The organism is Treponema sp. OMZ 798 (genome assembly GCF_024181385.1).
Taxonomy (GTDB): Bacteria; Spirochaetota; Spirochaetia; order Treponematales; family Treponemataceae; genus Treponema_B.
Genome location: NZ_CP051305.1, coordinates 45,490 through 70,515 on the forward strand (window position 1 = coordinate 45,490; position 25,026 = coordinate 70,515).

The following is a 25,026-nucleotide window of genomic DNA, read 5'->3' on the forward strand; positions in this document are numbered from 1 at the left end:
AACATATTGGTATATAATCAACACATGGAGGCTTATGTTGAAAACGAAGTATATCGATTTGCCTACAATGGCAAAGTATCTTAAATCTGTCGGTGCCGAAACTGTTATTAAGAGGCTTGTTCCTTATTTGGAAGAAGATTATAAAAGATGGAACGATTTTGATAAGGTTCCAAGGATGGCTCATCACAGTCCTATCGGAGTTATTGAACTCATGCCCATAGGGGATTCCAAAACCTATTCTTTTAAGTACGTAAATGGTCATCCGGAAAATCCTAAGCACAATTTTTTAACCGTTATGGCTATAGGAGTTTTAGCTGAAGTTTGTACAGGATTTCCCCTTCTTTTGAGCGAATTGACTTTAACAACGGCAGTCAGAACTGCCGCGACCTCGGTAATGGCTGCAAAGTATCTTGCAAAACCTAATCCGAAAAAAATGGCCCTTATAGGAAACGGATGTCAAAGTGAATTCCAGGCTCTAGGTTTTCATCATATTTTGGGAGTAGAAGAAATTTATTGCTATGATGTTGATCCTGCTGCAACCGATAAGCTCATGGACAATCTTAAAAATGTAAAAGGCTTAAAGCTCATTAAGTGTAAGAGCACACGGGAAGCCTGTAAGGGAGTAGATATTATCACGACGGTTACAGCCGATAAGAAGAATGCCATTATTATTACTCCCGATATGGTTGAGCCCGGTATGCACATAAACGGTGTAGGCGGGGACTGTCCGGGTAAAACCGAGCTTGACTCAAAGGTTCTATCTATGGGAGACGTTTATGTAGAATTTGAACCTCAAAGCCGAATTGAGGGTGAAATTCAGCACATGGACGAAAGCTTTAAGGTTACCGAAATTTGGAATGTAATCAAAACAGGTAAACCCATTAACCGCAAACCGGACGAAATTACCATTTTTGACTCTGTAGGTTTTGCCCTTGAAGACTTTTCAATTCTCCGTCTGATGTATGATATAGCTAAGGATGAAAATGTAGGCGTTCCTCAGGAGCTCGTTCCTGTTTTGGAAAATCCGAAAAATTTGTATGGTATGTTAAGATAATCTTCATTCCATTATAGTTTTTAACAAAGGGCTTAAGACCTTTATAAGGTTTAAGCCCTTTTCTTATCTAATTTGGTCTAAAACCATATTTTTTTCTGCCGATATACTGAATATGGATATCATAACTTATTCGGATGCGGTGCATCATAACAATAAATATAGGCAAGAAAAAAAAAGGAAACCGGCTTTTTCTCATGCAGAGACGGTTAGAATCTACTCTGCCGTTAATCCGCAAAAAATTTTATTCGGTTTATCCGAAAATGAGGTTAAGGCAAAGAAAGTTAAGCTTAGTTCTAGAGAAGAGTCTTTGATTGTCTTTGTTCTCTTAGCCATGCTTGCAGCAGGTCTTATCTTTTTTTATTTTCCGATTTTAAAATTGAATTGGGGCCTTTCATCGATAAGATCTATCTCATTTTGGGAAGAGCCTTCATCTGTAAATGCAATGCGTCAATATGCCATGCCTTCTTCCGATTTATCAAAGGGAGGGGGGGGGACTCATCAAGAAACTGCAGAAGACTCTTCTTTTTCCCCTGCGGATGTGCAGGATTTTATTAGTGCAGTCGATTTTGAAGAATATATGGTTTCAAAAGGGGATACGGTAAGCGGTATTATTCAAAAATTCGGCCTTAAAAATTTGGGAACCCTTCTTTCCGTAAACGGAATAAGCAGCGCAAAAAGGTTAAGGATAGGGCAAAAACTGATTATTCCTTCGATTGACGGACTTATTTATACGGCCGTAAAAGGCGATTCCTTAAGTTCTATTGCCGGTAAATTTAACCTGCCTATCAATGTAATCTTGGATGCAAATGATCTTGAAAATCAGACGGTAAGCATAGGTCAAAAGCTCTTTATTCCGGGTGCAACGATGAGTTCCTTTGAGCTTAAAAAGGCCTTGGGAGAGCTTTTTATTTATCCGATAACAGGAAGGCTTACTTCGCCGTTCGGCTATAGAAGAGATCCTTTTACCGGAAGAAAGAGTTTTCACACAGGTATCGATATTGCGGCTCCTACGGGCACACCTATTAAACTGACCCTTGACGGTAAGGTTTCTTATACAGGCTATTCTGCCGTTTATGGTAATTATGTCATTGTAACCCATTCGGGCGGCTATCAGTCAATGTACGGACATATGCATACGATAAAGGTAAGGCGGGGCCAAATTTTAAATCAGGGCGGAATTATCGGAACTGTAGGAAATACGGGAAGATCTACAGGTCCCCATGTTCATTTTTCCGTATATAAAAACGGGAAGTTAATTAACCCTTTAACCGTATTAAGGTAATCAATTTTGCATAAAAAAAGCAGGACGTGTCCTCTCACGTCCTGCTAGATTGTATTTAGGCTTAACCTAAATACCAATCGGCTTAAGATACCTGACTTAAAAAAAGAAGGCCGGTCAGGGTTAAGACCATTTTGACAGGTCTGCTCCTTCAATGTCGAATACAAACTCTTCGCCGTCTCCGACCATCAAGCATGGGATGCCGATCTTCCCCTCCTTTTTGAGCTGAGCAAATTCAGCCCGTTCATCCCGATATTTTAACAAAAACTTTAGATAACCTAAGTCTTCAGTAATGTCAAAATAACGGAACTTTACTCCTTTTCTTTCTAAATATTCCTTTGCAGGCCCGCAATCGGGGCATAATTTACTGGCAAATAAAAATAATTGTTTTTTCATAGTTTAATACCCATCCGACATTTGGCGGTTTATATCTCTTTGGCAAAGCTCTTGATATACCAAGGCCCTGTCTTTGAGTTTTGCCTTAATTGAATCGGCAAAGGGCATGTATCGCCAAAATACTTCCCTAACTTCTTTATCTAATTTTTGGATGCCTTCACTTTCTTTAATCATCCAAGTTATATAATCCTGTATAAAGTATTCCTTTATATCGCCTTTTAGTTTTTGGTTTTGAAACCATTGGTAATAGTTTCCTGTTAAGCCTTCTTCCATCCAGTAGTATGAGGCTTTTTCTTTAGCAACCTGCCAGCGCAAGTCGGCTGTGGCCATTAGGAGCGACACCCTTAAGCTTTTCGGGTACATAGGAATTACGATTCTTCCTCGGCTTGTTACACGGTTATACCTATCAAAGGGCTCCCAGCAAAAGCCTATATCGCCATAGGTTGGAACCAAGATAACAAAGGGAGGTATCCGGTTTAATTGATTTTTATATTGACGGCAGTAAGCTTGAACATCTATGTCTTCAAGCCACTTCATTTCCCTTAAAATATTTTCACGGGTACCTAATTCTTTTGAAGAGCTCCTAAGATATTCACGGGATAAGATTGGAAAGTGATTGCCTTTTCTTCCGCATGTCATCTTAGCCATTTGCTTTACGGTATCAAATTCGCCTTCGGCCCCGGACATATTTGTCGTAATTCCGCCTGAAGCATCGGCCTTTTCCCTTAAGCTGCGTACATCTGCATCAGCCTCTTTATAGTCGGAAATACAGTTTTGCAGTTCTTTGTCAAAATTGAGGAGTTTTTTTAGCCTTTCATTTATTTGCAATATCTGCTGTTTTTGTGATTCGCTGTAAGGTGATTTAACATTTGAGAAGTTAGCCAGCATATCATGAGAGAACATATTATCGATTTGTTGTTTTATGGAGTCTTCAAATCTGCTGATTTCTTCGGATTTTGCTCTTAATAAATTGTCGGCCGTTTGCAGTTTTCCCTTGGCCTTTTCTAAAAGCTGGTTAAATCGTGAGTTATCGTCTCTTTTTGGAACCCTGACTTCATCTGTTGCTGAAGGATTGATTTTACCGCTTCCTATTTCTCTAAACCATTCATCCAAATAATAGACAGCTTCGCAATAGGGGTTTTCGTCTATTATTTTTGCAAACATATCTTTTTGTGCCGTTGTTAAAAGAGTGGGGAGAACAAGGCCGTATCTTATCGCGTATTGTTTTTCTTTTGAAGATTTTCCGGATGCAATTTTCATGACCATATCGGAAACAAGGTTCCAATAGGATGATTCAACCTGTTGTCTGAATACGCTTCTATCTTTAGGATCTGTAGCCGTCAAAAATTTGGTTAAAGATGCATGAAGACGTTGCGCGTTTTCTCCTTCGCTTTTTAACACTATCTTGTAAAATTCTGCTGTATCAAATAAGGTATGCGGTGTATCTGCAAAAAATTTTTCAACTTTTTCAAAATGAGTCAGAGTAAGATCCGGTTCACTGGGATCCCGTTTTGCTTCTCCTCTGGCTTCAGGCGCCATTGAAAGCATAGTCTCCCTGCTTAACCCTCCGGTCTTTATACTGGGAAAAGGATTAGGTTGATTTATATCAAAATCAAAACTACCGGGGGTTGGTGGTGCCTGTGCCGTGCTGCCTGAAGGCATTACTACATCTTTGAGAAGCTCATCAAGATCTATTTCAGTTGTCGAATCCACCGATTAGCCGCCTTATTAAATAAATATGTCAGAAATGTACCAACTTTTAGTATTGGAGATAAGGGGAATTGAACCCCTGACCTCTTGCATGCCATGCAAGCGCTCTACCAATTGAGCTATATCCCCATAAACATAAGAGGATTATATCAGTAAACCTAATACTGTGTCAAGTGTATTTTAATAATTATCTAAAAAATAATTTTGATTTATAAAAGTCATCTTGCCCAATTAGAATGGGCTATGATATAATACCATGAATTGATATGAATATAAAATATTTTTATATAAGCCTATTTTTTGTCTTCTTGATTTCAAGTTGTGCAGGTTTAAAAGAATGTCCTTTTCCTGAAACCTCTGCTGCTCCTTTAAAAACAGGGGATGCAAATAAAATTCAATACGAATTGCTGCGCTCAGGAAATAATGCAAAAAACGGAATAGATCAAGTTATAAGGGAACAAGGCCGATTGGATAATCTTTATGCAATTATCTACGGTAATCATGTTACGGTTCCTAAGATTGATTTTAGCCGTAAAGCAGTTGTAGTTATAACAAGCGGTCCTTTTAGGACAGGAGGGTATAGAATTGAAATTCTGTCGGCTATAAAAACGGGAAATTCCATTGAGCTTGTATGGGGACTAATAGGTCCGTCACCTAAGGATATTGTCACACAGGCAATAACAAGCCCTTATAGCATATTTGCCGTGTATGCCGAACCAAATGATACTATAGTATTAAGATGCAATGATAGCTTAAATATTAACGATAACTTAAACCGCTTATAATCGCCTCAAAAAAGGCTGTATATAAGAATAGTTTTTATTTAGGAGGGATATGATGTCACAAAAAGCAAAAAATGTGCGAATGTATGTAGTAACACTATGTAGTATTGTTACATTTGTTTTTATGCTTACCAGTTGTAAGCAGACAGCTTCAGGAGGATTTTTGAATGATACAAATTTTTATAATCCGGAACAAGAAAACTCTTCACTCAAATCGCTTAAAATAACCGAGACTCCCGGTTTTATCTTTGACGGAACCAAAACCGAGTATCACAATATTCCGGTTCCTTATGGAGAGGTTCATATTACGGCCGAAGCTTATACCGGTGCTGAGGTAAAAATTGACGGCAAAGTTAGTACTGATCCGGGCTACGGCACTGTTGCGATAAGTGCCGCAAAGCTTCAGGTACTTGTTGAAGTAATCAAGGGCGGTAATTCTAAGATCTACAGCCTTAACTTTGTTGAAGCCGGTGCTACCGTAACTGTTGAAGTCCTTGTAGTAGATTCTATAGGAGGTACAAAGGTATCGGGCACCACGCTTAAGGTCTTTGACCCGGCACAAGTGGCCGGGGCAGCGCCGGTTAAAACAGTTCAGGTTAACAACGGTATCGCCAATATAACAGGCCTTGAGCCGGATAAACGATATGACTTTAAACTTGAAGGTATCGAAAAAAAATGGGCCGGTTCCTTGATTGAAAACTACTATGTTTCTGCACTAAAAAACCAAAAACTTACTATGATTCAATTCCCGCATGGCGATCATACGCGAGGAGTTGAGCCGCCTAAGGTAGCTTCAATTATGAAAGCGGCTGCTGCAGGAGGGGGTGAAACACCCATAAACGACGGCTCGTCCATTGATAACAGCCTAAAAAGCATTAAGGTAAACTTTACTTCAAGTGTAGGTGCCGTCGAAGCGAAGGACGGGAACGGCTTTGGGGCTAAGGTAGGTATGGGAATGATTCCTAACGACCTTAGCGGAATTTATGGCAGTTATTTTGGCACCGAATTTTCTGCCGGAACTTTTACATCAAAATACGAATTTGAGTTAAAGCCGGGTACAGGAGACTTTATCTTCCCCAACGGAAATTTCGATCTAATAGTTGTAGGTTACGATATTGCAAATAACCGTGTCGAAAAACACATAAGCATTAAGTCGGAAAATTCCGCAAGCGGAGCCCCCTTGGATAATGCCGTATTTAAGAATATTCTTATAATTGTGGAGCGTATCCCATATTCGGCAAATATTTATTCGAATGACGGAGGGGATATTACACATATAAATTTAATGGGCGGTTCCGTTAACGGCAATATAATTCCATTGGCCCTTGATCCCATAGGAGGACATAGTTCTTCATATACGTCGATCATACAGTTCAATCTTGCGGGTACCGGCGGAAAGTCTGTTCCCATTATCGGCTTTGATTTTTACCGAAAAAAAGCCGGTACAGAAGATAAATTTGAACGAGTAAGCCGCACAATTTACGGCAAGCCTATGGTTGAAACATTCCCCGGTGCGAACTTGCATCAAGGTTTTGATACTGATTCGCGCTTGGAAGAAAATGTAGAATATGAGTATAAGGTTATAGCCTATAATGCAAGCCATACCGTAGAGTCTCCCGTATTAAAGATGAAGGTAATGGAAGCCTTTACCTATGAACTTACGGCTCCTGCCAACCGTGTTCTGATTTCAAAGGCAGATGCCCAAAACATGAGCTATACCTGCAAGATAAGTAATCCTAAGCTCCTTAAAAAGGACGAAGCAGACTGCTTTGATTCGGGGCTTTTAGTAGTTGACGGGCGTGGAAAGGTTCTTTTCGGTTCCAAATTCCAATATTATTACAATAGAACGTACAAGGATGGAAATAGCGGTCCTGACCTTCTTATAGATCTCGTACAAAACGGTAGTGTATACCGAAAGGTTTCATATCAGGATATTTTGAAAGGGCAATTGGCGCAACCGAATATTGGTGTTAACAGTCTTGAAGACCTTATTAAGGTAAATTCTTCAACAAGAGAGATTACCCTTACTCCTAAATTTACTCAAATAGGTTTCTTTAATGTTGAAGAATACTCAGCGGGCCAGCCTCTTACATACACGGCAGGCACAACCTACCAATGGGATATACAGGATTGGGGTGATGATGCTTATGATTTAAATGATGACTCACCGCTTATGGTCATCAAAGATCATACTTATGTAAACCTCGACGGTACTATAGGCATGGTTCAAATCCAAACTTTTGGTAATACCTATTCTAACGGTGCTAATGCTGTTAATGGAAGATTTACCTTTACGGTAACAGAATAAGGATATGGAGGATTATAATGAAACAATTTTTTTGTTTATTGACGGTCTTAGCCGTTACACTGGTTTCATGTTCTTTCGGAATTAAAAATCCCGAAAGTTTAAAGCATGAAAAAATTGAGGAAAATTTAAATTCAGGCCTTCCTGTCTTTACTGAAGAAGGACTTGAAAATATTGTAGAAGGTTCTTTTATCGTAAAGACCTCATCAAACTTTGATAAGACCCTTTTTGAAAAAGAAGGCTTTGAGGTTAGAGGTTTTGTTTCTCTTCGAGGGGAGGGTCTCCGCTATTGGAACCTTTACAAGGAAGGAAATGCAAAAAAGAATCTTTCAAAGGTGCTTTTTATTAATGGCGTTCTTTCGGCCGAGTACGATTACAAGGTTGAAGTTCCTAAATATACTAAAAAACCAATATTACAAGGTAAACCTATTATAGAGGCTAGAGGCCTTACCGATGGAAACTACCTTAACGACCCCATAGCAAATGCTTCGGATTACGGGCTTAAAATAACCGAAGCCTTAAAAGCCTATAAAGACTTGGGTTACGGTCCAAAAGATGTAGTTGTAGGCATTATCGATACCGGCATTAATATGGAGCACCAGGATTTTAAAGATGGCACAAATTCTATCGTCCTTTATGCAAAATCTGCCGCAACCGACATTACAGGAGCAAATTATATAGGAAACGGAAAGCCCTTTACCGAAATACCTATAGGCCAAAACTGGGATAAAGAAGCTCATGGTACACACTGTTCAGGCTCCATAGCAGCCCGCGGCGATAACGGAGTGGGCATTGCAGGTGTTGCATGGAAAAATACCAAAATTATCTCTTATCAAAGTTTAGGTATTACAGGAGGGGGCAGCGATTGGGCTATTTACGGCGCAATGGCCGACCTGGTAGAAACTGTAGAAATTTTGCGTAAATCTAAGGCTGAGCGCTCTGATGAAGAAAAGAATAAGCTCCCTTCGTATCTTAGAGATACCGACTACCAAATTACCCAAACAACGGTTCCCGTAAATATGAGTTTGGGCGGTTCATACGGTACCGAATTTGAATTTTCAGTTTTAATCTATGCTATAAAAAACAATATTCTTCCGGTAATAGCTATGGGAAATGAGGGCCGCTATACGGCGGCCTTCCCTGCCGCCGTCCCCGGTGTGCTTGCAGTAGGGGCTACCACAGCACAAGATAAGCAAAAAGACTTTAGCAATAAAGGGGCTTGGATAAGCATTTCCGCCCCCGGTGACGGTGTTATGTCTTGTACCGTATATGGAGATGATTCTTATCAGAGTATGAGCGGAACCTCAATGGCGACACCCTTTATTACTGGAACAATAGGCTATCTTTTGTCCTTCGGTAATGCCCATAATTTGACACCCTATCAGATTAAGACCTTACTCGAAAAAAACGCCGACAAGATTGATGGAATGGCTGATTTTGATGAACGCTACGGCTATGGTAGGGTTAATGTTTACAAGGCAGCCAAGGCTGTAACTGACGGCGTTGCTGCAATCCCTGCTCCAAACGATATCTACAGCGAGGCCGAAATAACCGTTAAGGTAACCAATAAGGGACAAGCGGTATTTGGGAATAAAATTACTTTAATTGATGAGGTTACCAAGGCTCCTTTGGCCTTTGTTGCAGATTTTGGAGGTGAGCCTGTTGTCTTTAAAGGTCTTATCAAAGGCAGAAGCTATTCTGTTTATACCAATTTTGCCGGGGAAGCTAAAAAAGAAAACTTTACGGTAACGGGAAATAATCAAGAGATTACTATTGCTTTCAATATTTAGCTGCCGTAACAGGATTTAAGCTCTTAGTGCTTTTACCCCCGTAAGACAAATGCCTTAAAAGGCTCTTACGGGGGCTTTTTTGTAATTTCTGCCTAGGGAGTGCATATGGAGACAAGTTTTCTTTTTAAACCTTCAAGTCCCTTTCCTGTTTTAACCGAAATTTCGACAGCTTCAGGATAGCGTTCCTTTAATCTTAAAATTTCACCCTCATCAAAGACTTCATCTATTTTGTTTATTGCAATTATGACCGGCTTTTCCTTGCATGAAAGTTCATCCAAGACTTGCCTTGTAACTTCAAGGCATTCCGTCATTGCAGGATGGGAGGCATCGCAGACTATTATTAAAAAGTCTGCAAGGGCGGCTTCTTCAAGAGTTGAACGGAAGGCATCAATCAGCTGGTGAGGCAGATTGCTTACAAAGCCTACGGTATCGGTTAACAGAACCTGAATATTTTTTTCATCCGTTTGTAAAAAAACTTTTCTGGTTTCGGCATCGAGGGTGGCAAAAAGCTTATCTTCGGTAAAAATTTCGGTTCCCGAAAGTTTTTTTAAAAGAGAGGATTTTCCGGCGTTTGTGTAGCCTACAATCGCCCCTATTTTTTTGTCTCCCTGTAAGCGGGTCTTCCTCTGTTCCTTTCTTTGAAGCCTTACCCTTTCTACCTCTTTTTTGAGCTTTGCAATTCCGGTTTTTAAGGTTCTTCTGTCAAGCTCCAGTTTTTTTTCGCCTGCACCTCTGGAAGCTCCCCTTGTTCCCTTTGCTCCGCCCCTTTGCTGGGCTAAGCTGGTCCATCTTCTGGTAAGGCGCGGCATAGAGTACTCCAAGCGGGCAAGATCCGCCTGCAATACCGCTTCCCGCGTTTGAGCCCTGTCCGCAAATATTTGAATGATAACCTCGGAGCGGTCTATAACGCAGGTATTTAAAGCGGCTTCAAGGTTCCGCTGAATGCGGGGGCTTATAGCACTGTTAAAGACAACAAGATCGGCTCCTTCATCTTCTATAGCTTGAGCAATTTTTTCAAGCTGTCCCGAACCTACAAGAGTCGCAGGATTTTCCTTTGCCACTCTAAAGCGGAGAGAAGATAGGGGCTTTAAAAAAATGGTCTTAACAAGGCTTTCGAGTTCTTTTTCTTCTATTTCTTTTAGAGCCTCTCCACTCTTTTCATGTAAAGACGAGCGGCTTATATTCGTTTTTACCGGACTTGATAAGATATCCGTAAAAATAAGCAAGGCCTTTTTTGTTTCATTATCGGTTATGTACACGCCGTGAAGCTCCTTGTAAGTTATCGGTTACAGCCTGCTCAACAGCCTGTTGAATAAATTGATTTAATGATATTCCTTGAATAATAGCTTGCCGTTTCGCTTTTTTGTGTATTGTAGGAGATATTCTTACATTAAAGCTCCCTTTGTATGATTTTTCAGCCGGTTTTCCTGCTTCTTTGCATAGCTCAATATAATCTTCAACAGCTTCAATAAAGGCTGTTTTTAATTCGTTTACGGTATTACCTTCAAATGATATTAAATCATCAATACATTCTATTTTTCCATAAAATATCTCATCATCAGCATTAAAATGCACCGAACCTAAATAATCTTTATATTCCAAAAAATCTTTCATAGTACCCCCTTTAACTGCAATTCATAAATAATCTGTTCAATTTGGTATTGCTTCAATTCATTATTTGGATGCGGCTTATGAAGGCGGATAATATGCCCGTCAGATAAGTTGATAAATGCAACCCTCGATCCTGATGTTTTGCCGCTCTGTGTTTCTACATAGCCCAATGCCTTTAATAATCTTTTGAGTTCATTATATGTAAAATCCCTTGGTTTAGATAATAACCTTTTTATAAGTTTTTCATCCCGACTCATATCTTATCTTAATTATATTGTGTTTTTTATAAAAATGCAACTGTATAATAGTTGCATTTTTATAATTTTTGTATCATTATCAAGCATGGATTCCATTCATCCCACAGTGTAGGAAAAACTTCCAATTTTTTAAATCCTTGTTTTTTATAAAAGGCTATTGTTTGGTCATATTCTTTATAATGCCCCTCATCTACCGTTTTTACCTGTATATAATCATATTTGGTTGAAGCAAATTTTTTAAGCTCGTTAAATAATAGGGTTCCGATTCCCTGATTGTGATACATTTTTTTTACTCCCATACAATGCACATCAGCACATTCGGAGCTTGATTCGGTTAAGGTTATAAACCCGATAATTTCATCATCTTTCTTTGCTGCCCATAAATCCAATTCTTTTGAATCATTGATATACTCTTTTGTGCTTTCTGGTAAACCGAACCATTCGGGTAAATCTATCAAGACTTCTTCAACAATTTTTGCTTTTTCATCCTTGTTTTCTATTTTTAGAATTTTTACCAAATTTAATCTCCTCTTGTTCTTTAAATCGACTATATCCTAAGCCTTTTAAAAGGTGAGGGCTTACCCGATTTTGGGTAAGCCCTTTTTTTAGAGTTTTGAATCGTCTATCGAATTGAGCCATTTTTCGCATTCGGGGGTTACCGAAGCGATGCAGCCTTCTTCAAAGGGATTCTTTAGGTTTGCAAGTTTTAAAAGCTCCAAGAAGGGGAGGCTTCCGCCGGCCTTGCAGAGGCGTAAATAATCTTCCCAAGCCGTTTTGCGGTCGGCATTGGCCTTTACCCAAAACTGTAGGGCGCAAACTTGGGCCAAGGTGTAGTCTATGTAATAGAAAGGAGAAGAAAAAATGTGTCCCTGCTTTATCCAAAAGCCGCCTCGGTTAAGGTATTCGTTATCGGCATAATCGATTGAAGGATTGTATTTTAATTCTATCTTATGCCATTCCGCCTTTCTTTCGGCAGGGCTTGCTTCGGGGTTTTCATATACCCAGTGTTGGAACTCATCGACTGTGGCTCCGTAGGGGAGGAATTCGAAGGCTCCCGAAAGATGGGTAAACTTAAACTTTTCGGTTTGGTGCTTAAAGAAAAGCTCCATCCAGGGCCATGTGAAAAATTCCATACTCATCGAATGAATTTCGCAAGCCTCAAGGGTGGGCCATCCGTATTCGAGAAGACGGGCATCCCGGCTTTGATAGGCTTGGAAGGCATGGCCTGCTTCGTGGGTCATAACCTCGACATCGTGCTGGGTCTTGTTAAAGTTTGCAAAGATAAAGGGAACCTTGTACATGGGGAAGCCCGTGCAATAACCTCCGCCTGCCTTTCCCTTTGTTGAAAGTAGGTCCATTAGTCCGTAATCGGTCATAATGCCGAAGAATTCCTTTGTTTCGGGTGAAAGCTCGTTGTACATCTTCTTTGCCTGCTCAACAATCCAATCAGGCTCGCCTTGGGGAACGGCATTTCCCGTAAGGTATTTGAGGCCGGTATCGTAATAATAGACCTTATCGAGCTTTAATCTCTTGCTTTGTCGCTTTTTTAAGGCCTGAGCAATCGGAACAACAAGCTCATAAATCTGCTTGCGGTAGTTTGCAACCATTTCGGCATTGTACTCGGTTCTTCCGAGGCGGTCATAGGCAAGCTGAACAAAGTTCTTGTAGCCGAGTTTTTTGGCTATCTTTGTGCGTACCTTTACAAGTTCATCATAGATAGAATCGAATTCGGCTTCGTTTTCTTCAAAAAAGCTGTAGTAGGCCTTGGCCGCAGCCTTTCGTACTTCTCTATCCATGTCCTGCATAAATGGGCTAAGCTGGGAAAGGGTGCGTTTTTCGCCTTGGAATTCGATCTGGGCAGAGGCGATGAGCTTACTGTATTTGCTGGTAAGCTTATTTTCGGCCATTAGGTCGTCCATAATTTCGGGGCTGAATACCTTTAAGGATAGGTCGGTTAAATCAAAAACCTGATGACCGAATTCCTTTTCAAGCTCGGCTCTAAATTTCGATTTTACCATTTCTGCACCGAATTCGTTTGAAAGCTTGCTAAAAAGAGGGCCTGCCTCATCATAAAAATCGTTTTCTTTATCGTAGAATTCGTCCCTTGTATCGATGGTGTGTCTGACCGAGGCCAGCGAAGACATGGTGCTGTACTCGCGGTTTATGGCCTGTACCATATCGATAGCTTCGATCTGCTCTTTTACCGAAGCTGCAGCCTTAAATTTAGATAGGGCATCGGCAAAGCCCTTTTCAATCGCCTTCATATCCGGCCTCGTATAAGGCATTTCCTTAAACGGAACCAAAGGCAGAGTTTTTACTGTACATGTGTCTGACATAAGTTCTCCTACTGAGGAAACAAAGGTTTCCGAATTTTTTACAAAAATAAGTATATAGAAGAAATCCTCTTATGTCAATTGAAAATAATTTTGAATTATAGCTTTGTACTCCTCTATTGTTGAGGCTTGTACTAATTCTTGGCGGAGTTTTGAGCCGTCGGGTATGCCCTTGGTGTAGGCGACAAAGCGTTTACGCATTTCGCGGCAGCCTTTTTCTTCTCCCTTTTCATCGCATAAAAAAATGAGCTCTTTAAAGCCGGTGCGGATTTTTTGTTCCGTGCTTATTTCTCCGTATGTTCCCTTGGTCAAAAGCTCCCGCGTTTGTGTAAAGATAAAGGGGTTTCCCATAGCCCCGCGGGCAAACATTATGCCGGCACAGCCTGTTTCTTCAAGCATTTTTTTGGCATCCTCAGGCGAAAAAAGATCTCCCGATCCGAAAACAGGAATTTGATAAGGCTTCGCAAATTGAACCAGCTCTGCAAGGATGTTCCAATCGGCCTTCCCCGAATACACCTGTGCACGGGTGCGCGGATGTAGGGTGAGCATTTTAACCCCGGCATCAATTGCGGCTGAGGCTGCTTCTTTCCAGTTGAGTTTATCGGCGGTAAAGCCCGACCTTATTTTAAGAGTTACGGGTATCTTATATGGAGCCATTGCATCATTTACCGCCTTTACAATTTTGTATAAAAGCGGGATGTCCGTCATCAAAGCCGAACCTGCTCCGTTTTTGGTAATCTTTGCCATAGGGCAGCCCGAATTTATATCGATACATTCGGGAGAATATTTTTCGGCGATTATTACGGCTGTTTTTGCCATGTATTCGGGATTTGAGCCGAAAATCTGCACGGCATAGGCCTTTTCGTTAGGAGATCTTCCGATTAGGCTCTCGGTTTTATTGGAATCCCTCACGAGGGCCTCTGAGGAGACCATTTCGGTGTATGTAAAATCGGCGCCGCAGTCCACGCAGATTGAGCGGAAGGCCTTGTCGGAATAGCCTGCAACAGGGGCCAAAAATATGTTTCCCGATAAAAGAAGCCCGCCTATTGAGACGGGCTTGTAAAGCGGTGTTTTTGCCATCTTATTCCGGCAGCCTGAAGAGTTTGCAGCTGTTTTTCCAAAGCTGATCGGCAAGTTCTTCAATATCCATCTTTAACATTTCAGCCATAAACTTTACAGTCTCGATTGTATTGGCCGGCATATTCCTTTGGCCTCGGTATACCGAAGGAGGCATGAAGGGGCTTTCGGATTCGACTACGATTCGGTCAAGAGGAAGCGCCAATACCGTATCGTGCAAGTTTCTTGCATTGCGGTAAGTCAAATTTCCTGCAAAGGAGAAGTATAGGGGAAGCTTTAAGGCCTCTTTTGCATAAATATCGTCTTCTGAGTAGCAATGTAAAACGCCGCCCTCTTTAGGAATCCTTTCTTTTAATATGTCAAGAAGGTCCTTGCCTGCTTCCCTGTTATGGATAATTACAGGAAATCCCGCTTTTGAAGCAATGTCAAGCTGGGCTATAAAAAGTTCAATCTGAGAACGCTTGTCTCCGTATTTTTTGCAATAATCAAGACCTATTTCTCCTACAGCCACTACATTGGGCAATTTTAAGCTTTCTTCTATAATTTTTTGCCAGTCCTTTCCCGGGGATGTAACTTCGGAAGGAGATACGCCTACGGCATGGTATACTGCAGGTGAAAACCTGAGAGTCTCGTACACCTTTGAAAAGTCGTGGAGGCTGTTACATATACTTATTATCCTTGTTACAGAGCCTTGTCTGGCTTCCTGTACAACCCGCAACTGCTCAATCGGATCAGAATATATCAAGCCGAGATGAGCATGAGTATCAAAAATCTGCATATTATTCTTCCATGTAAACTGATGTTATAAATTTTTACCTATTAACTAAGGTAACACTACCGTCTTGTACAGAATAGCATAGAAAAGCGTAATCGTCAACTTAAATTTTAAAAATTGTCAATAATTTATGTTAATAATAAAAATAGCTTGCTTTTTTGATGGTTTCGGTATATGATTATGGTGTAGGTATATTTTTGGAGGTATATTATGTATAATCAATGTTTAGATCCTTGGTGTATAGCAACTATCGTTTTGTTTGTTGTTATTTCGACAATCCATTTGATTAAGTGTTTTAAGCAAAAACAAAAATGGGCAGATATTACAAAGTTTATGCTGATGCCGTCTTTGCTTTTATTCTTTTTGGCTTTCACTTTTGTTAATGTTCAAAACTTCTCTATTTTACACATTTTAATAATTATTGCTCTGATATCCAGCTTTTTTGGGGATGTTGCTCTTCTTTTTGATAGGGAAAAACAAAACTTTGCGCTTGGAATTTTATTTTTTGCGATTACCCAAATCTGTTACATAGTTTTTGCAATACTCGGTGCTAAGGTTGATTCTATTCCCCTTATTCCCGGAATTGTCACGGCTGTGATTTTTTTAGTTGTAATTATTTACAGCATAATGAGAACAAAAAAACACTTAAAAGGTCTTAAGCCGATTGTAATAGCCTACGGGCTTATACTCTCATCGATGAGCTGGCTCTTTATAGTTTTTGCCTTTGCAAATCCTTCAATCGGACTTATATTGGCTGCTGTAGGAAGCATTTTGTTTATCGTCTCGGATGCTCTTGTTTCAGCCCAATACTTTTTGGGCGGTAAGGCCGGAATGCGCTTTATTATTATGAAAACTTATATTCTTGCCCAACTTTTAATCATATTCGGTGCTATAGGAATTATAGGAGCTTAAGAGTTTAAAACTCTCAGCTTGATAAGCGGCAGCGGTTAAGACTCTTATCCGTTGCCGCTTAATTTTTGTACAGCCGATATTAGGATGTTTTTTAGATAAATTGGTATTGCTCTTTATAACAATATATGGCATAATTCTATTTTAGAAAAATGCGGAAATACGCAAAAATCTAAAATGAGGTAAGATGTTTATGAAAATAGCTGAAAGACAAATTTATTTGCAAAGATTAATCTCAAAAATGAATAACGGTATGATTAAAATTATTACAGGAGTGAGGCGATCAGGTAAATCGTTTTTACTTTTTAATTTATTTTATAAATATTTGCTGAAACAAGGAATTAAAAAACAAAACATAATAACACTTGCTATGGATGACTCTGAAAATTCAGAATTTTTAAATCCTGAAAAACTGGCAAGTTTTTTGCAAAACAGAACGAATGATGAAACTGAGCCGTACTTTATTTTACTGGATGAAGTTCAATTGCTTATTAATCGCGAAGAATTAAAAAACAAAGATTCTTTCATTAAGCTCTATGGAATATTAAACGGTTTATTGCGTAAAAACAATGTTGATGTTTATGTAACAGGGAGCAACTCCAAATTGCTTTCGAGTGATGTACTGACTGAATTTAGGGGCAGAGGAGATGAGATACATATAGCTCCGCTTTCTTTTTCCGAATATTATCCGGTTGTTCAAGGTGATATATATGCAGCATGGAATAATTATCTCATGTATGGCGGAATGCCTTATATTTTACGCCTTTCAAATGACGAAGAAAAAGTCCGTTATCTAACACGTTTAAATAGTGAGATATATTTGAAAGACATCAGTGAAAGATATGCAATCTCAAATAGCTCCGGTATGGAAGAATTGCAAAAAGTTATTTCCTCATCAATTGGATCGCTTATAAATCCGCAAAAAATAGTTAATACTTTTATTACAGGCGGACAAAAAGGAATTTCAGCACCCACAATAAAAGACTATCTTCAATATCTTCAGGACGCTTTTTTAATCCAAAAAGCGGAAAGATATGATGTAAAAGGAAGAAAATATATAACAACGCCGGTAAAGTACTATTATGCCGATACAGGACTACGTAATGCAATTTTAGGATTTAGACAATTTGAAGAAACGCATCTCATGGAGAATGTTATATACAACGAGCTTATTTTCCGCGGGTTTTCCGTAGATGTCGGTGTCGTTGAAATAAATTGTAAAGAAAATAAGGGCAATGTACGCAAACAACTTGAAGTAGATTTTGTTGCAAATCTTGGAAATAGAAGATATTATATTCAATCTGCATTTGCAATTCCCGATTTAGAAAAAATGCAGCAGGAGCAATCTTCATTGCTGCATGTACCTGATTCCTTTAAAAAAATAATAGTTGTCGGAACACAAAGTCCTATTTGGAGAAATGAACAAGGCATAACTATTATGAGCATTTATGACTTTTTGCTCAATGAAAATAGCCTTGATGTTTAGGTTTTAATCTGAGAGAATGCCGATTTGATAAAATTTCTATATTTACGGCAGCATCCGAATACCAAATCAATTTTATTTATAAGATTCTCTAAATTCTATTCGCTCAATTTTCCCGATTTTTTTTCAATATGCACTTTTCTTTTGCTGAAAATATGTTATAATGCTTTTAGGTGGTATAGATGATTAGTGATAGACAGAAGCTGGAGGCTTTAAGTAATACTCCTCTTTTTGCAGGATGGGATGAGGTTTACTTAAAGGATATAGCCGATAGGGCAGGGATAGACAGCTATCAAAAAGGCGATGTTATTTTTAAACAGGACACATGCGGTGACCGTTTTTATATTATTGTAGAAGGAAACGTTATCATTTTGTCTCCTGAAGATAATTCCGTCCTTGCCGAATTTGTAGCAGGCGAGATGTTCGGCGAAACGGCAATGTTGACCGGAGAAGAACAAAAGGCAATCGCTTCTGCCAATGAAGATACTGTCATCCTCTCTTTCCCGAAAGACGGTACACCTATGGAAGATGTCTTTAAGGATAATCCCGTAACCTATGCTCAACTGTTAAAGTCCTTCTTGGTTATGGTTTCAAGAAGAACCCGGAAGGCGAACTCTTTAATAAAAGAAAACTCTCCCATAATGCAGGAATTACAAAAGCAGGTTTATGGGGATAAGCTTACGGGTCTTTTAAACAAGGCCTATCTTGAAGAAAACATTGCAGAGTTTATGAAAAGCTCTTTTTCTCTTATTATGATGAAGCCCGATAATTTTAAGGCTATCAACGACACCTACGGCCACGAAAAAGGCGATGCCTGTCTTACCTTTATAGGCAATCATTTAAGCCGCTTTTTGGATACAGATTCGGTTTTAATCCGTTATCAGGGGAACGAATTTGCCGTTTTAACGCCCGAATTAGGACGTACCGGGGCTGCAAGTTTAGCCGAAAAGATAAAGGCAGAGCTTGAAAATTTGGATATATCTCCGGTCTTAAACAATGCTTTTAAATTGAGCATGAGTTTAGGTATCTTGCTCTATCCGGATACAAAGATTGCAAAGCCTGAATTTATAAAACAATGCTCCGAAATGCCTCTTATAGGAAGAGCCCGTGGCGGCTCCCTCATTCTATTTGAGGAGGATATAAATGAATAGCTCAAAACAAAAATGGCTTGAAATTTTACAGACGGCACGGCTCTTTGCTCATCTTTCTCTGGGTGAGATTCAAGTTTTAGCTGAAGCTATGTTTTATTCCGAATTTGAAGAAGGGCAGGCCTTGGTTTATGAAGGCGAATCGGGCAATGAGCTTTTTATCATAGTCAAGGGTTCTATTTCCGTTTCGGTAAAATCCGAAGGAAAGGAAATTGAACTTGTCCGCCTCGGAGCAGGAGACTTTTTCGGTGAGATGGCTATGCTTGAACAGGAGCATAGGTCGGCAACCTGTAAGGCTGTAGAATCTACTTCCTGTCTTGTTTTAAAATCCCAAGATTTTTCTTCCCTCATTATCGATCAGCCGAAAATTGCTTCGACGGTTTTGTACAATATGCTTAAAATCACAGGCAGTAGATTAAGTAAAACGGACGGGCTTTTGTCGCAGATAATCAGATGGGGTGATGATGCAAAAAAACGCGCCATTACCGATGAGTTTACAGGGCTTTACAATAGAAGATATTTAGATGAGTCCTTTGAAAGCCTATTGAAGCGCTGTGTCCGCCAGCACATCGGGGTAAGCTTTGCCATGGTGGATATCGACCACTTTGGTCAGCTTAACAGGGACTACGGAGCCGTTTTTTGTGATAAGGTTCTATTAGCCATTGTCGAAGTTTTTAAGCGCAATTTTGATACGGACGATATTTTAATCCGATACGGCGGAGATGAGTTTTCATTTATTATCCGAGGAATGTTGGAAAGAGCCGAATATCAGTGCAAAAAAGTATGTACCGAGGTTAACGCCTTGACCTTTCAAGAGCATCCCGAGTTACGGGTTTCATGCTCGATCGGCCTTGCAGCATATGACGAAAAGATGACAACAGCTGAGCTTTTAAAATTTGCCGATACAGCTCTTTATTCTGCAAAAGAAACCGGAAGAAACAGGGTTTTTGTTTATAAAAAATAGCAGTATCTTCCCCTATTGTAATTTTCCTTAACAAGTGATAAAGTAAGCCAAGTAAATTTTTTTTACATTCTTTTTGGAGGCAAAATGAATTATCTTGAATCGAACAACCTCGCAATTATCGCTTGTCCGGGAGGAGAAGAGTTTGCAAATTTAACGATTAGGAATTTGAAGCATATCTATGCCCGTAAGTTGTACCAGCAAAGCGAAAAACTTGCAAAGAGGTACAATACCTCCGCTGAGGATATGATTCAAAAGTTTAACTTTTATAACGATTTGTTTGCAGGCAGAATGTCGGTAAACAAAGATACAAATAAAATCCATGTACCTAAATTTAAGGTAGATGCCCGTTTTACATACTTTATGAACGGGGAATTTAAAACCGAGCTTCTTGAAACAGTCCGAGGAAAAGATGTTTATATTTTTCAGGATGTTGAAAACAAGCAGGAAATTATAATTAACGAAGGAAAAAACAAGGTAGTCTTTTCAGTAAATGATCACCTTATGTCCCTCATCGTAACCATAGATGCAGTGCGCCATGCCGGTGCAGGAAGAATATCCTTGGTTCTTCCGGTTTATCCTTACAGCCGCCAGCATAAAAAGAAGGGAAGGGAAGGTTTGACGGCCAGCTTACTCGGTCATATTTATGAAGACCTCGATGTAGAGCAGATTATAACCCTCGATATCCACTCTCGCGAAATTGAAAATTCCTTCCATTCTGCACGTTTACAAAACCTTCATGCAAGTTATCAGATTATCCGTGAACTTACTAGAATACTCGATTTAAGTGCCGATTCGGAAGAACAATTTGTAGTTGTTTCTCCCGATTCCGGGGCTGTCGACCGCAACAAATTCTATTCGTCGGGCTTGCAAAAACCCCTCGCCATGATATATAAGGAAAGGGATTATTCCGTTGTTACCCAAAATGCCAAACAGTCGAATATCATAAGCATTAAGCTTTTGGGAGATGTAGAAGGAAAAAACGCCTTCCTCGCAGACGACATGTTGGGAACGGGAGGAACTCTTTTAAAGGCTATGGAATTCTTGAAGAGCAAGGGAGCAAAAAAGGTTATAGCCGCAGTAAGTCTTCCCTTCTTTACGGGAGATGCCATTCAGCAATTTGATGAGGCCTATTCCAAGGGGCTTTTTTACAGGGTCATAGGTACAAACGCCGTTTACCACACCGAGTTAAAACAAAAAGAATGGTATATCGAAACCGATGTATCGGGTCTCTTTGCTCAAGTTATTACGCGGCTTCACGAAAACCTCTCGCTTTCGAGTCTCCTCGATAACAGGGATATTATCGAAAAATTGCTTAAAAATGCATCAATGCCTAAAAAATAATTTTTGTGCTGCCGTCTTTGACATAGGAACTTCCTCCCTCAAAGGAGCCCTTATAGCCGAAGACGGCAAGGTTTATACTCAAGGCCGCTTATTTTTTCCTCAAAACCTTGAAGCCGAAACATGGCTTGTTTCTTTTGAAAATCTTTTTAAACAGTTTTCCGACTTTGCGGAAAAAAAAAGCATTGAGATTTGCGGTATCTGCATTTCGGGGAACGGACCGAGCTTGGTCGCCGTATCGGAAAAAAGCGAAAGCAGGGATTTTTTGCTTTTATGGAACAAGACCTCTTCCGAAACCTCTAACGGAAACGCCAAAGAGAAAAATCCTCTTTACGGTAAGTCCATCTTTTTGCCGCGCTTGGACTTATTCAGAAGCTCTTACCCGGAAATATTCGATAATGCAAAATATATTTTATCGGGCCCCGAATATTTAATTTATAAGCTTACAAAAAATGCGGTGACCGTTTTACCCGAAAAGAGATATGTATCCGCTTATTGGTCGGATGAAGAGCTAAAGGCCTTATCAATACCCAAAAAAAAGATCCCACCCTTTGTTCCGCTAGGCGAGCACTGCGGCCTTTACCGTAATATCCCGGTTTTTGCAGGGCCTCCCGATTTTATAGCAGCCCTCATCGGCACAAACACCTTGAAGCCGGGAAGGGCCTGCGACAGGGCCGGTTCAAGCGAGGGAATAAATATCTGTATCGAAGCTCCTCCTGAAAGCTCCAAACTGAAAGGCTTACGCCTTCTTCCTTCTCCCATTCCTGACCTTTGGAATCTTTCGTACATAATAGAGGATTCGGGCAGCCTTTTTTACGAATATATAAAAAAGCACGGGGGGAGTTTTATGGACTTTGATGCCTTTGTGCACAGTATAAATACTATCGAGTCCTATAAAGAAAATGAAGCGGAAGGAAGGGCTATCATCGAGGCTCTTGCTTTTAAGGTAAAAGAGGGAATGGATTTGCTTGAAAAGGCCGCAGGTTTCCGCCCTGTGTATACACTCTCGGGCGGGCAGGCCAATAACAAACTTTGGCGGGAACTAAAGGCCGAAATTACGGGCAGAGAATTTAAGGTGCTGCAAATAGCCGACGCCGAGCTCTTGGGCAACGCCGCAATAGTTTTTACTTCTCTTAAACCCTATGCCTCAATAAGCGAAGCCGCAGATGGAATAGCTATATTCTAGCCTGCCGCATAGCCTTATGCGAGAGGCTCGCATAAGGCGTATAGCTGTTATGCCCTAAAATGTGCTGAACTTCTTTTTTTGTTCGGTTTGATTGCCGACCGGCGGTACTTTCATCTTCTCAAGGGCGCTGTAGGTTGTGTATGCGTCATAGTGTGCAGTCTTTACCTGTATGCCGCCTATTTCTAAAGCATTACAGTTGAAAAAGACAGCGGCAAAGTTTATTCCTGAGGCATTGTAAGGGCAGTTAAGTTTTACTTTTTTTAGAGAAGAACAACCTTTAAAGCAGTAAGACATATCATTAACGCCTTCAGGAATATCGGGGCCTTTAATTAAACTTGTGCAGCCTGAAAAACAATTACTCATATTCGTAACATTTGCGGGGATATTCGCAAGCGATACAAGATCGGTACAGTCTCTAAAACAGCTTTCCATACTTACAAGACCTGCAACCGTTTCGGGCAGTTTAAGGTCTATTTTTTTAGGGGATGCATTCTGTATCTTTTGCCCGAGTGCTCCCGGACCGGAGCTATCGCCCTTAAAGGCGGCAGCCGGTATGGTTCCGGTTATTTCGATGTAGTAGACACCGTCTGTAGCCGCCGGTTCCGTGTTAAGGTAGTTTTCCAAATCGGCATAGTCTACCGGTACATATAAAAGAGGCGGAGGATGCGGCAAGATGATAGGGCTTTCAACACCTCCCGAATCTTTCTTGATTAACTTCCACTTTTTTGTGTCGCGGGCCTTGTAAAAAGCATCTCTTAAATCTGCGGGAAGGGGATCGGTGAAATCATAGTTGTGTTCATTCGAAGATGTTTTAAAAAGAGTGCCTTTTGCTCCATCACCCGCTGCACAGGTAGGCAGATTGGTTAAAATGCCGGTAAAAGCGGCCGCATTAAGTTTATTTTCGTTGCATGTGAATTCCTTTAACTTAGGAGTGTTTTGAATTAAAAGGCTTTGCAATTCGTTATTTCTACAGAATAGTTTCTCCAATTTAACCGCATTTTGCACATTAAGACTTGTTAATTTATTTTCGAAGCAGACAACAGACCGTAATTCGGCTAAGTTTTGCAGATCAAGACTTGTCAGTTGATTTTTGTCGCAGACCAGCTTTTGTAAGCCGGAAAGGCCCCGTACATCAAGGGCGGTAAGCTTGTTGTTAAAGCATTTAAGCTCCGTAATAGAGTTGTTTTTTAAGATAATCTGCGAGCCGGTTGCGGTCAAGGCGGTTGGCACCCGCTTGGTATATCGGTTTTGTCCGCGCCCTCTACTTCTATTGAACCGCTCGTGCATACTACCGTAACAGTGATTGTCGGTTTACTTGGGTCTACGATAAAAATTGCCGCGTTTGATATAATAGGCAGTACAATTTCTTCACTGATGCTTGCACTGTTGTATTTTTTGAGTGTCCAGTGTTTTTCGTCACGGGCTTTTTCAAAGGCTATTCTCAAGTCTGCCGGAACGGTGCCGTCGAATTTGTAGTTTCCCTCGTTATCGCTCGGGTCTTCGCTGAAAAGAAAACATTCGGCGCCGTCGATTGCCTGCCGTGCGGGCAGATCTTTCAGTATGGCGGTCATGGCGGCGGCATCCAGTTGATTAGCGTAGCAGTTCAGTTAACTTGTCTACTTTAAGTGCCGTTAATTGGTTTTCGTCGCAGTCCAGGTACGATAATTTAGTCACATTGTCTACATTAAGCTCCGTTAATTGGTTCTGATAGCACTTCAGGGCTTGCAAGTCGGAAAGTTCCTGTATGTCAAGGGCGGTAAGCTTGTTCCCGCCGCATTTAAGCTCTGTAATTACGGCGTTTTTTAAGGTGATTTTGTTATCCGCCGCTATTGCCGTAAGTTCGGTTTCTTCACCGCTGTTTATGCTTGTTTTGTCCGCACCTTCTACCGTTACCTTGCTTCCGCCGGAGGTTATTACCGTAATTTTTATTGTTTTATTATCAGTGTCTACGGTAAGAACAGCCTTGCCGGGTGTAACAGGCGTAATTGAGCCTCCACCCCCTCCTGCGGCGTTGGGGCAGGCTGTAAAGAGCCCGATAATCAATAACGATGCGGCAAGTGTGAGGACTGCCGCCCAACTTTTAAAGCATTTTTGGCTTTTGTTTGTGTGTTTCATAAGAAACCTCCTTATAATTGTGTAATTTAACCGCCAAGGGCGCAAAGATATTTAAGAGAGATGGTTTTAGATGTGCATTAATTATTCTTGGCGGGGTTTGCCTATTTTGCGTGTTTTTTAATTTAACCGCTAAGGGCGCGAAGGACGCAAAGAAATTTGAGGGAGATGTTGTAAATTCCTTTATAATTCTTTGCGATCTTGGCGATCTTTGCGGTTTATTTAAAAGAGTGCTGAGTGCTGAGTGCTGAGTGCTGAGTGCTGAGTGCTGAGTGCTGAGTGCTGAGTGCTGAGTGCTGAGTGCTGAGTGCTGAGTGCTGAGTGCTGAGTGCTGAGTGCTGAGTGCTGAGTGCTGAGTGCTGAGTGCTGAGTGCTGAGTGCTGAGTGCTGAGTGCTGAGGTATTATGGGGGCAAATTCTGCTTTGTCAAGTAGTTTGACAATTTTTTGAGAACTTTTTATTATACTACACCGATACTCTATTTTTCTTTTCATCCTATACATTATAGCGCAAGTTTT

At 40.5% G+C, this 25,026-nt stretch carries 24 protein-coding genes and 1 tRNA gene; 11 read left to right on the forward strand and 14 right to left on the reverse strand.

Features of this window, described 5'->3' with window-relative positions; all coding sequences use genetic code 11:
• The first annotated feature begins 34 nt into the window (after positions 1 to 34).
• Together E4O07_RS00225 and E4O07_RS00230 are read left to right on the forward strand one after the other, a co-directional pair.
• Positions 35 to 1,054 carry an ornithine cyclodeaminase gene (locus E4O07_RS00225; RefSeq protein ID WP_253686680.1) on the forward strand — a complete coding sequence of 340 codons (1,020 nt, stop codon included), beginning with the start codon at positions 35 to 37 and terminating at the stop codon, positions 1,052 to 1,054.
• A 112-nt stretch (positions 1,055 to 1,166) separates the two neighbouring features.
• Positions 1,167 to 2,336, forward strand: a complete 1,170-nt coding sequence (locus tag E4O07_RS00230; RefSeq protein WP_253686681.1) for a peptidoglycan DD-metalloendopeptidase family protein — start codon at positions 1,167 to 1,169, stop codon at positions 2,334 to 2,336.
• Between the two features lie 120 nt (positions 2,337 to 2,456).
• Here the strand turns inward: E4O07_RS00230 and E4O07_RS00235 are convergent, their stop codons facing one another.
• The 3 genes from E4O07_RS00235 to E4O07_RS00245 form a co-directional block, all read right to left on the reverse strand.
• Entirely contained in the window at positions 2,457 to 2,729 is a 273-nt protein-coding gene (locus E4O07_RS00235; RefSeq protein ID WP_253686682.1) for a glutaredoxin domain-containing protein, read from the reverse strand.
• A gap of 3 nt (positions 2,730 to 2,732) precedes the next feature.
• A complete protein-coding gene (locus E4O07_RS00240) occupies positions 2,733 to 4,442 on the reverse strand; it encodes a hypothetical protein (RefSeq protein WP_253686683.1) in 1,710 nt (569 codons plus the stop codon).
• Between the two features lie 53 nt (positions 4,443 to 4,495).
• Positions 4,496 to 4,568: transfer RNA gene (locus tag E4O07_RS00245), tRNA-Ala, on the reverse strand.
• 137 nt (positions 4,569 to 4,705) lie between these two features.
• Here E4O07_RS00245 and prcB point away from each other — a divergent pair.
• The 3 genes from prcB to prtP all read left to right on the forward strand — a co-directional run bounded on the left by prcB (position 4,706) and on the right by prtP (position 9,316).
• A complete protein-coding gene (prcB, locus tag E4O07_RS00250) occupies positions 4,706 to 5,224 on the forward strand; it encodes a dentilisin complex subunit PrcB (RefSeq protein ID WP_253686684.1) in 519 nt (172 codons plus the stop codon).
• A gap of 160 nt (positions 5,225 to 5,384) precedes the next feature.
• Positions 5,385 to 7,529 carry a dentilisin complex subunit PrcA gene (gene prcA / locus E4O07_RS00255; protein ID WP_253686685.1) on the forward strand — a complete coding sequence of 715 codons (2,145 nt, stop codon included), beginning with the start codon at positions 5,385 to 5,387 and terminating at the stop codon, positions 7,527 to 7,529.
• A gap of 17 nt (positions 7,530 to 7,546) precedes the next feature.
• The gene (prtP, locus tag E4O07_RS00260) at positions 7,547 to 9,316 is read left to right on the forward strand and encodes a dentilisin complex serine proteinase subunit PrtP (protein WP_371921934.1); all 1,770 of its coding nucleotides are present in this window, start codon (positions 7,547 to 7,549) and stop codon (positions 9,314 to 9,316) included.
• Positions 9,317 to 9,408: 92 nt separating this feature from the next.
• On the opposite strand, the gene hflX is transcribed toward prtP, so the two are convergent.
• From hflX to E4O07_RS00295, 7 genes are all read right to left on the reverse strand, one after another.
• Positions 9,409 to 10,575 carry a GTPase HflX gene (gene hflX, locus E4O07_RS00265; RefSeq protein WP_253686686.1) on the reverse strand — a complete coding sequence of 389 codons (1,167 nt, stop codon included), beginning with the start codon at positions 10,573 to 10,575 and terminating at the stop codon, positions 9,409 to 9,411.
• Positions 10,559 to 10,930, reverse strand: a complete 372-nt coding sequence (locus tag E4O07_RS00270; protein WP_253686687.1) for a type II toxin-antitoxin system HicB family antitoxin — start codon at positions 10,928 to 10,930, stop codon at positions 10,559 to 10,561. The genes hflX and E4O07_RS00270 overlap by 17 nt, the downstream gene beginning before the upstream one ends.
• Positions 10,927 to 11,184: a type II toxin-antitoxin system HicA family toxin gene (locus E4O07_RS00275; protein ID WP_253686688.1), complete on the reverse strand. Its 258-nt coding sequence runs from the start codon at positions 11,182 to 11,184 to the stop codon at positions 10,927 to 10,929. Before E4O07_RS00275 ends, E4O07_RS00270 begins: the two co-directional genes overlap by 4 nt.
• Positions 11,185 to 11,243: 59 nt before the next feature.
• Positions 11,244 to 11,702 carry a GNAT family N-acetyltransferase gene (locus E4O07_RS00280; protein WP_253686689.1) on the reverse strand — a complete coding sequence of 153 codons (459 nt, stop codon included), beginning with the start codon at positions 11,700 to 11,702 and terminating at the stop codon, positions 11,244 to 11,246.
• 87 nt (positions 11,703 to 11,789) lie between these two features.
• Positions 11,790 to 13,520: a M3 family oligoendopeptidase gene (locus tag E4O07_RS00285; protein ID WP_253686690.1), complete on the reverse strand. Its 1,731-nt coding sequence runs from the start codon at positions 13,518 to 13,520 to the stop codon at positions 11,790 to 11,792.
• Between the two features lie 69 nt (positions 13,521 to 13,589).
• Positions 13,590 to 14,597, reverse strand: a complete 1,008-nt coding sequence (gene dusB, locus E4O07_RS00290; protein ID WP_253688148.1) for a tRNA dihydrouridine synthase DusB — start codon at positions 14,595 to 14,597, stop codon at positions 13,590 to 13,592.
• A gap of 1 nt (position 14,598) precedes the next feature.
• Positions 14,599 to 15,372: a TatD family hydrolase gene (locus E4O07_RS00295; RefSeq protein WP_253677995.1), complete on the reverse strand. Its 774-nt coding sequence runs from the start codon at positions 15,370 to 15,372 to the stop codon at positions 14,599 to 14,601.
• A 207-nt stretch (positions 15,373 to 15,579) separates the two neighbouring features.
• Here E4O07_RS00295 and E4O07_RS00300 point away from each other — a divergent pair, with 207 nt between their 5' ends.
• The 6 genes from E4O07_RS00300 to E4O07_RS00325 all read left to right on the forward strand — a co-directional run bounded on the left by E4O07_RS00300 (position 15,580) and on the right by E4O07_RS00325 (position 22,397).
• Entirely contained in the window at positions 15,580 to 16,281 is a 702-nt protein-coding gene (locus tag E4O07_RS00300) for a lysoplasmalogenase (RefSeq protein WP_253686691.1), read from the forward strand.
• Positions 16,282 to 16,471: 190 nt separating this feature from the next.
• The gene (locus E4O07_RS00305; RefSeq protein WP_253686692.1) at positions 16,472 to 17,764 is read left to right on the forward strand and encodes an ATP-binding protein; all 1,293 of its coding nucleotides are present in this window, start codon (positions 16,472 to 16,474) and stop codon (positions 17,762 to 17,764) included.
• A 179-nt stretch (positions 17,765 to 17,943) separates the two neighbouring features.
• Entirely contained in the window at positions 17,944 to 18,912 is a 969-nt protein-coding gene (locus E4O07_RS00310) for a GGDEF domain-containing protein (RefSeq protein WP_253686693.1), read from the forward strand.
• On the forward strand, positions 18,905 to 19,873 hold the full coding sequence (locus tag E4O07_RS00315) for a GGDEF domain-containing protein (protein ID WP_253686694.1): 969 nt from the start codon (positions 18,905 to 18,907) through the stop codon (positions 19,871 to 19,873). The genes E4O07_RS00310 and E4O07_RS00315 overlap by 8 nt, the downstream gene beginning before the upstream one ends.
• 84 nt (positions 19,874 to 19,957) lie before the next feature.
• Positions 19,958 to 21,214: a ribose-phosphate pyrophosphokinase gene (locus tag E4O07_RS00320; protein ID WP_253686695.1), complete on the forward strand. Its 1,257-nt coding sequence runs from the start codon at positions 19,958 to 19,960 to the stop codon at positions 21,212 to 21,214.
• The gene (locus E4O07_RS00325; RefSeq protein ID WP_253686696.1) at positions 21,192 to 22,397 is read left to right on the forward strand and encodes an FGGY-family carbohydrate kinase; all 1,206 of its coding nucleotides are present in this window, start codon (positions 21,192 to 21,194) and stop codon (positions 22,395 to 22,397) included. Before E4O07_RS00320 ends, E4O07_RS00325 begins: the two co-directional genes overlap by 23 nt.
• A 54-nt stretch (positions 22,398 to 22,451) precedes the next feature.
• Here E4O07_RS00325 and E4O07_RS00330 read toward each other — a convergent pair whose 3' ends face one another.
• Genes E4O07_RS00330 through E4O07_RS00345 form a run of 4 tightly spaced genes read right to left on the reverse strand, consistent with a single transcriptional unit; the run spans position 22,452 to position 25,002 of the window.
• A complete protein-coding gene (locus E4O07_RS00330) occupies positions 22,452 to 23,627 on the reverse strand; it encodes a leucine-rich repeat protein (RefSeq protein ID WP_253686697.1) in 1,176 nt (391 codons plus the stop codon).
• Positions 23,612 to 23,968: a hypothetical protein gene (locus tag E4O07_RS00335; protein ID WP_253686698.1), complete on the reverse strand. Its 357-nt coding sequence runs from the start codon at positions 23,966 to 23,968 to the stop codon at positions 23,612 to 23,614. Before E4O07_RS00335 ends, E4O07_RS00330 begins: the two co-directional genes overlap by 16 nt.
• Before the next feature lie 19 nt (positions 23,969 to 23,987).
• Positions 23,988 to 24,512: a leucine-rich repeat domain-containing protein gene (locus E4O07_RS00340; RefSeq protein WP_253686699.1), complete on the reverse strand. Its 525-nt coding sequence runs from the start codon at positions 24,510 to 24,512 to the stop codon at positions 23,988 to 23,990.
• Positions 24,478 to 25,002 (reverse strand): hypothetical protein, encoded by a 525-nt coding sequence (locus tag E4O07_RS00345; RefSeq protein ID WP_253730569.1) that lies wholly within the window; start codon positions 25,000 to 25,002, stop codon positions 24,478 to 24,480. Before E4O07_RS00345 ends, E4O07_RS00340 begins: the two co-directional genes overlap by 35 nt.
• Positions 25,003 to 25,026: the final 24 nt, after the last annotated feature.

Bases quoted from the DNA above. Each gene is read 5' to 3' on its own strand.
- E4O07_RS00275 (WP_253686688.1), bottom strand. From the start codon at position 11,184: ATGAGTCGGGATGAAAAACTTATAAAAAGGTTATTATCTAAACCAAGG.
- E4O07_RS00295 (WP_253677995.1), bottom strand. From the start codon at position 15,372: ATGCAGATTTTTGATACTCATGCTCATCTCGGCTTGATATATTCTGAT.
- E4O07_RS00230 (WP_253686681.1), top strand. From the start codon at position 1,167: ATGGATATCATAACTTATTCGGATGCGGTGCATCATAACAATAAATAT.
- E4O07_RS00315 (WP_253686694.1), top strand. From the start codon at position 18,905: ATGAATAGCTCAAAACAAAAATGGCTTGAAATTTTACAGACGGCACGG.
- E4O07_RS00270 (WP_253686687.1), bottom strand. From the start codon at position 10,930: ATGAAAGATTTTTTGGAATATAAAGATTATTTAGGTTCGGTGCATTTT.
- E4O07_RS00300 (WP_253686691.1), top strand. From the start codon at position 15,580: ATGTATAATCAATGTTTAGATCCTTGGTGTATAGCAACTATCGTTTTG.
- E4O07_RS00310 (WP_253686693.1), top strand. From the start codon at position 17,944: ATGATTAGTGATAGACAGAAGCTGGAGGCTTTAAGTAATACTCCTCTT.
- dusB (WP_253688148.1), bottom strand. From the start codon at position 14,597: ATGGCAAAAACACCGCTTTACAAGCCCGTCTCAATAGGCGGGCTTCTT.
- E4O07_RS00285 (WP_253686690.1), bottom strand. From the start codon at position 13,520: ATGTCAGACACATGTACAGTAAAAACTCTGCCTTTGGTTCCGTTTAAG.
- E4O07_RS00320 (WP_253686695.1), top strand. From the start codon at position 19,958: ATGAATTATCTTGAATCGAACAACCTCGCAATTATCGCTTGTCCGGGA.
- E4O07_RS00345 (WP_253730569.1), bottom strand. From the start codon at position 25,002: ATGAAAAGAAAAATAGAGTATCGGTGTAGTATAATAAAAAGTTCTCAA.
- E4O07_RS00235 (WP_253686682.1), bottom strand. From the start codon at position 2,729: ATGAAAAAACAATTATTTTTATTTGCCAGTAAATTATGCCCCGATTGC.
- E4O07_RS00340 (WP_253686699.1), bottom strand. From the start codon at position 24,512: ATGAAACACACAAACAAAAGCCAAAAATGCTTTAAAAGTTGGGCGGCA.
- E4O07_RS00225 (WP_253686680.1), top strand. From the start codon at position 35: ATGTTGAAAACGAAGTATATCGATTTGCCTACAATGGCAAAGTATCTT.
- prcB (WP_253686684.1), top strand. From the start codon at position 4,706: ATGAATATAAAATATTTTTATATAAGCCTATTTTTTGTCTTCTTGATT.
- prtP (WP_371921934.1), top strand. From the start codon at position 7,547: ATGAAACAATTTTTTTGTTTATTGACGGTCTTAGCCGTTACACTGGTT.
- E4O07_RS00305 (WP_253686692.1), top strand. From the start codon at position 16,472: ATGAAAATAGCTGAAAGACAAATTTATTTGCAAAGATTAATCTCAAAA.
- E4O07_RS00325 (WP_253686696.1), top strand. From the start codon at position 21,192: ATGCATCAATGCCTAAAAAATAATTTTTGTGCTGCCGTCTTTGACATA.
- E4O07_RS00335 (WP_253686698.1), bottom strand. From the start codon at position 23,968: ATGACCGCCATACTGAAAGATCTGCCCGCACGGCAGGCAATCGACGGC.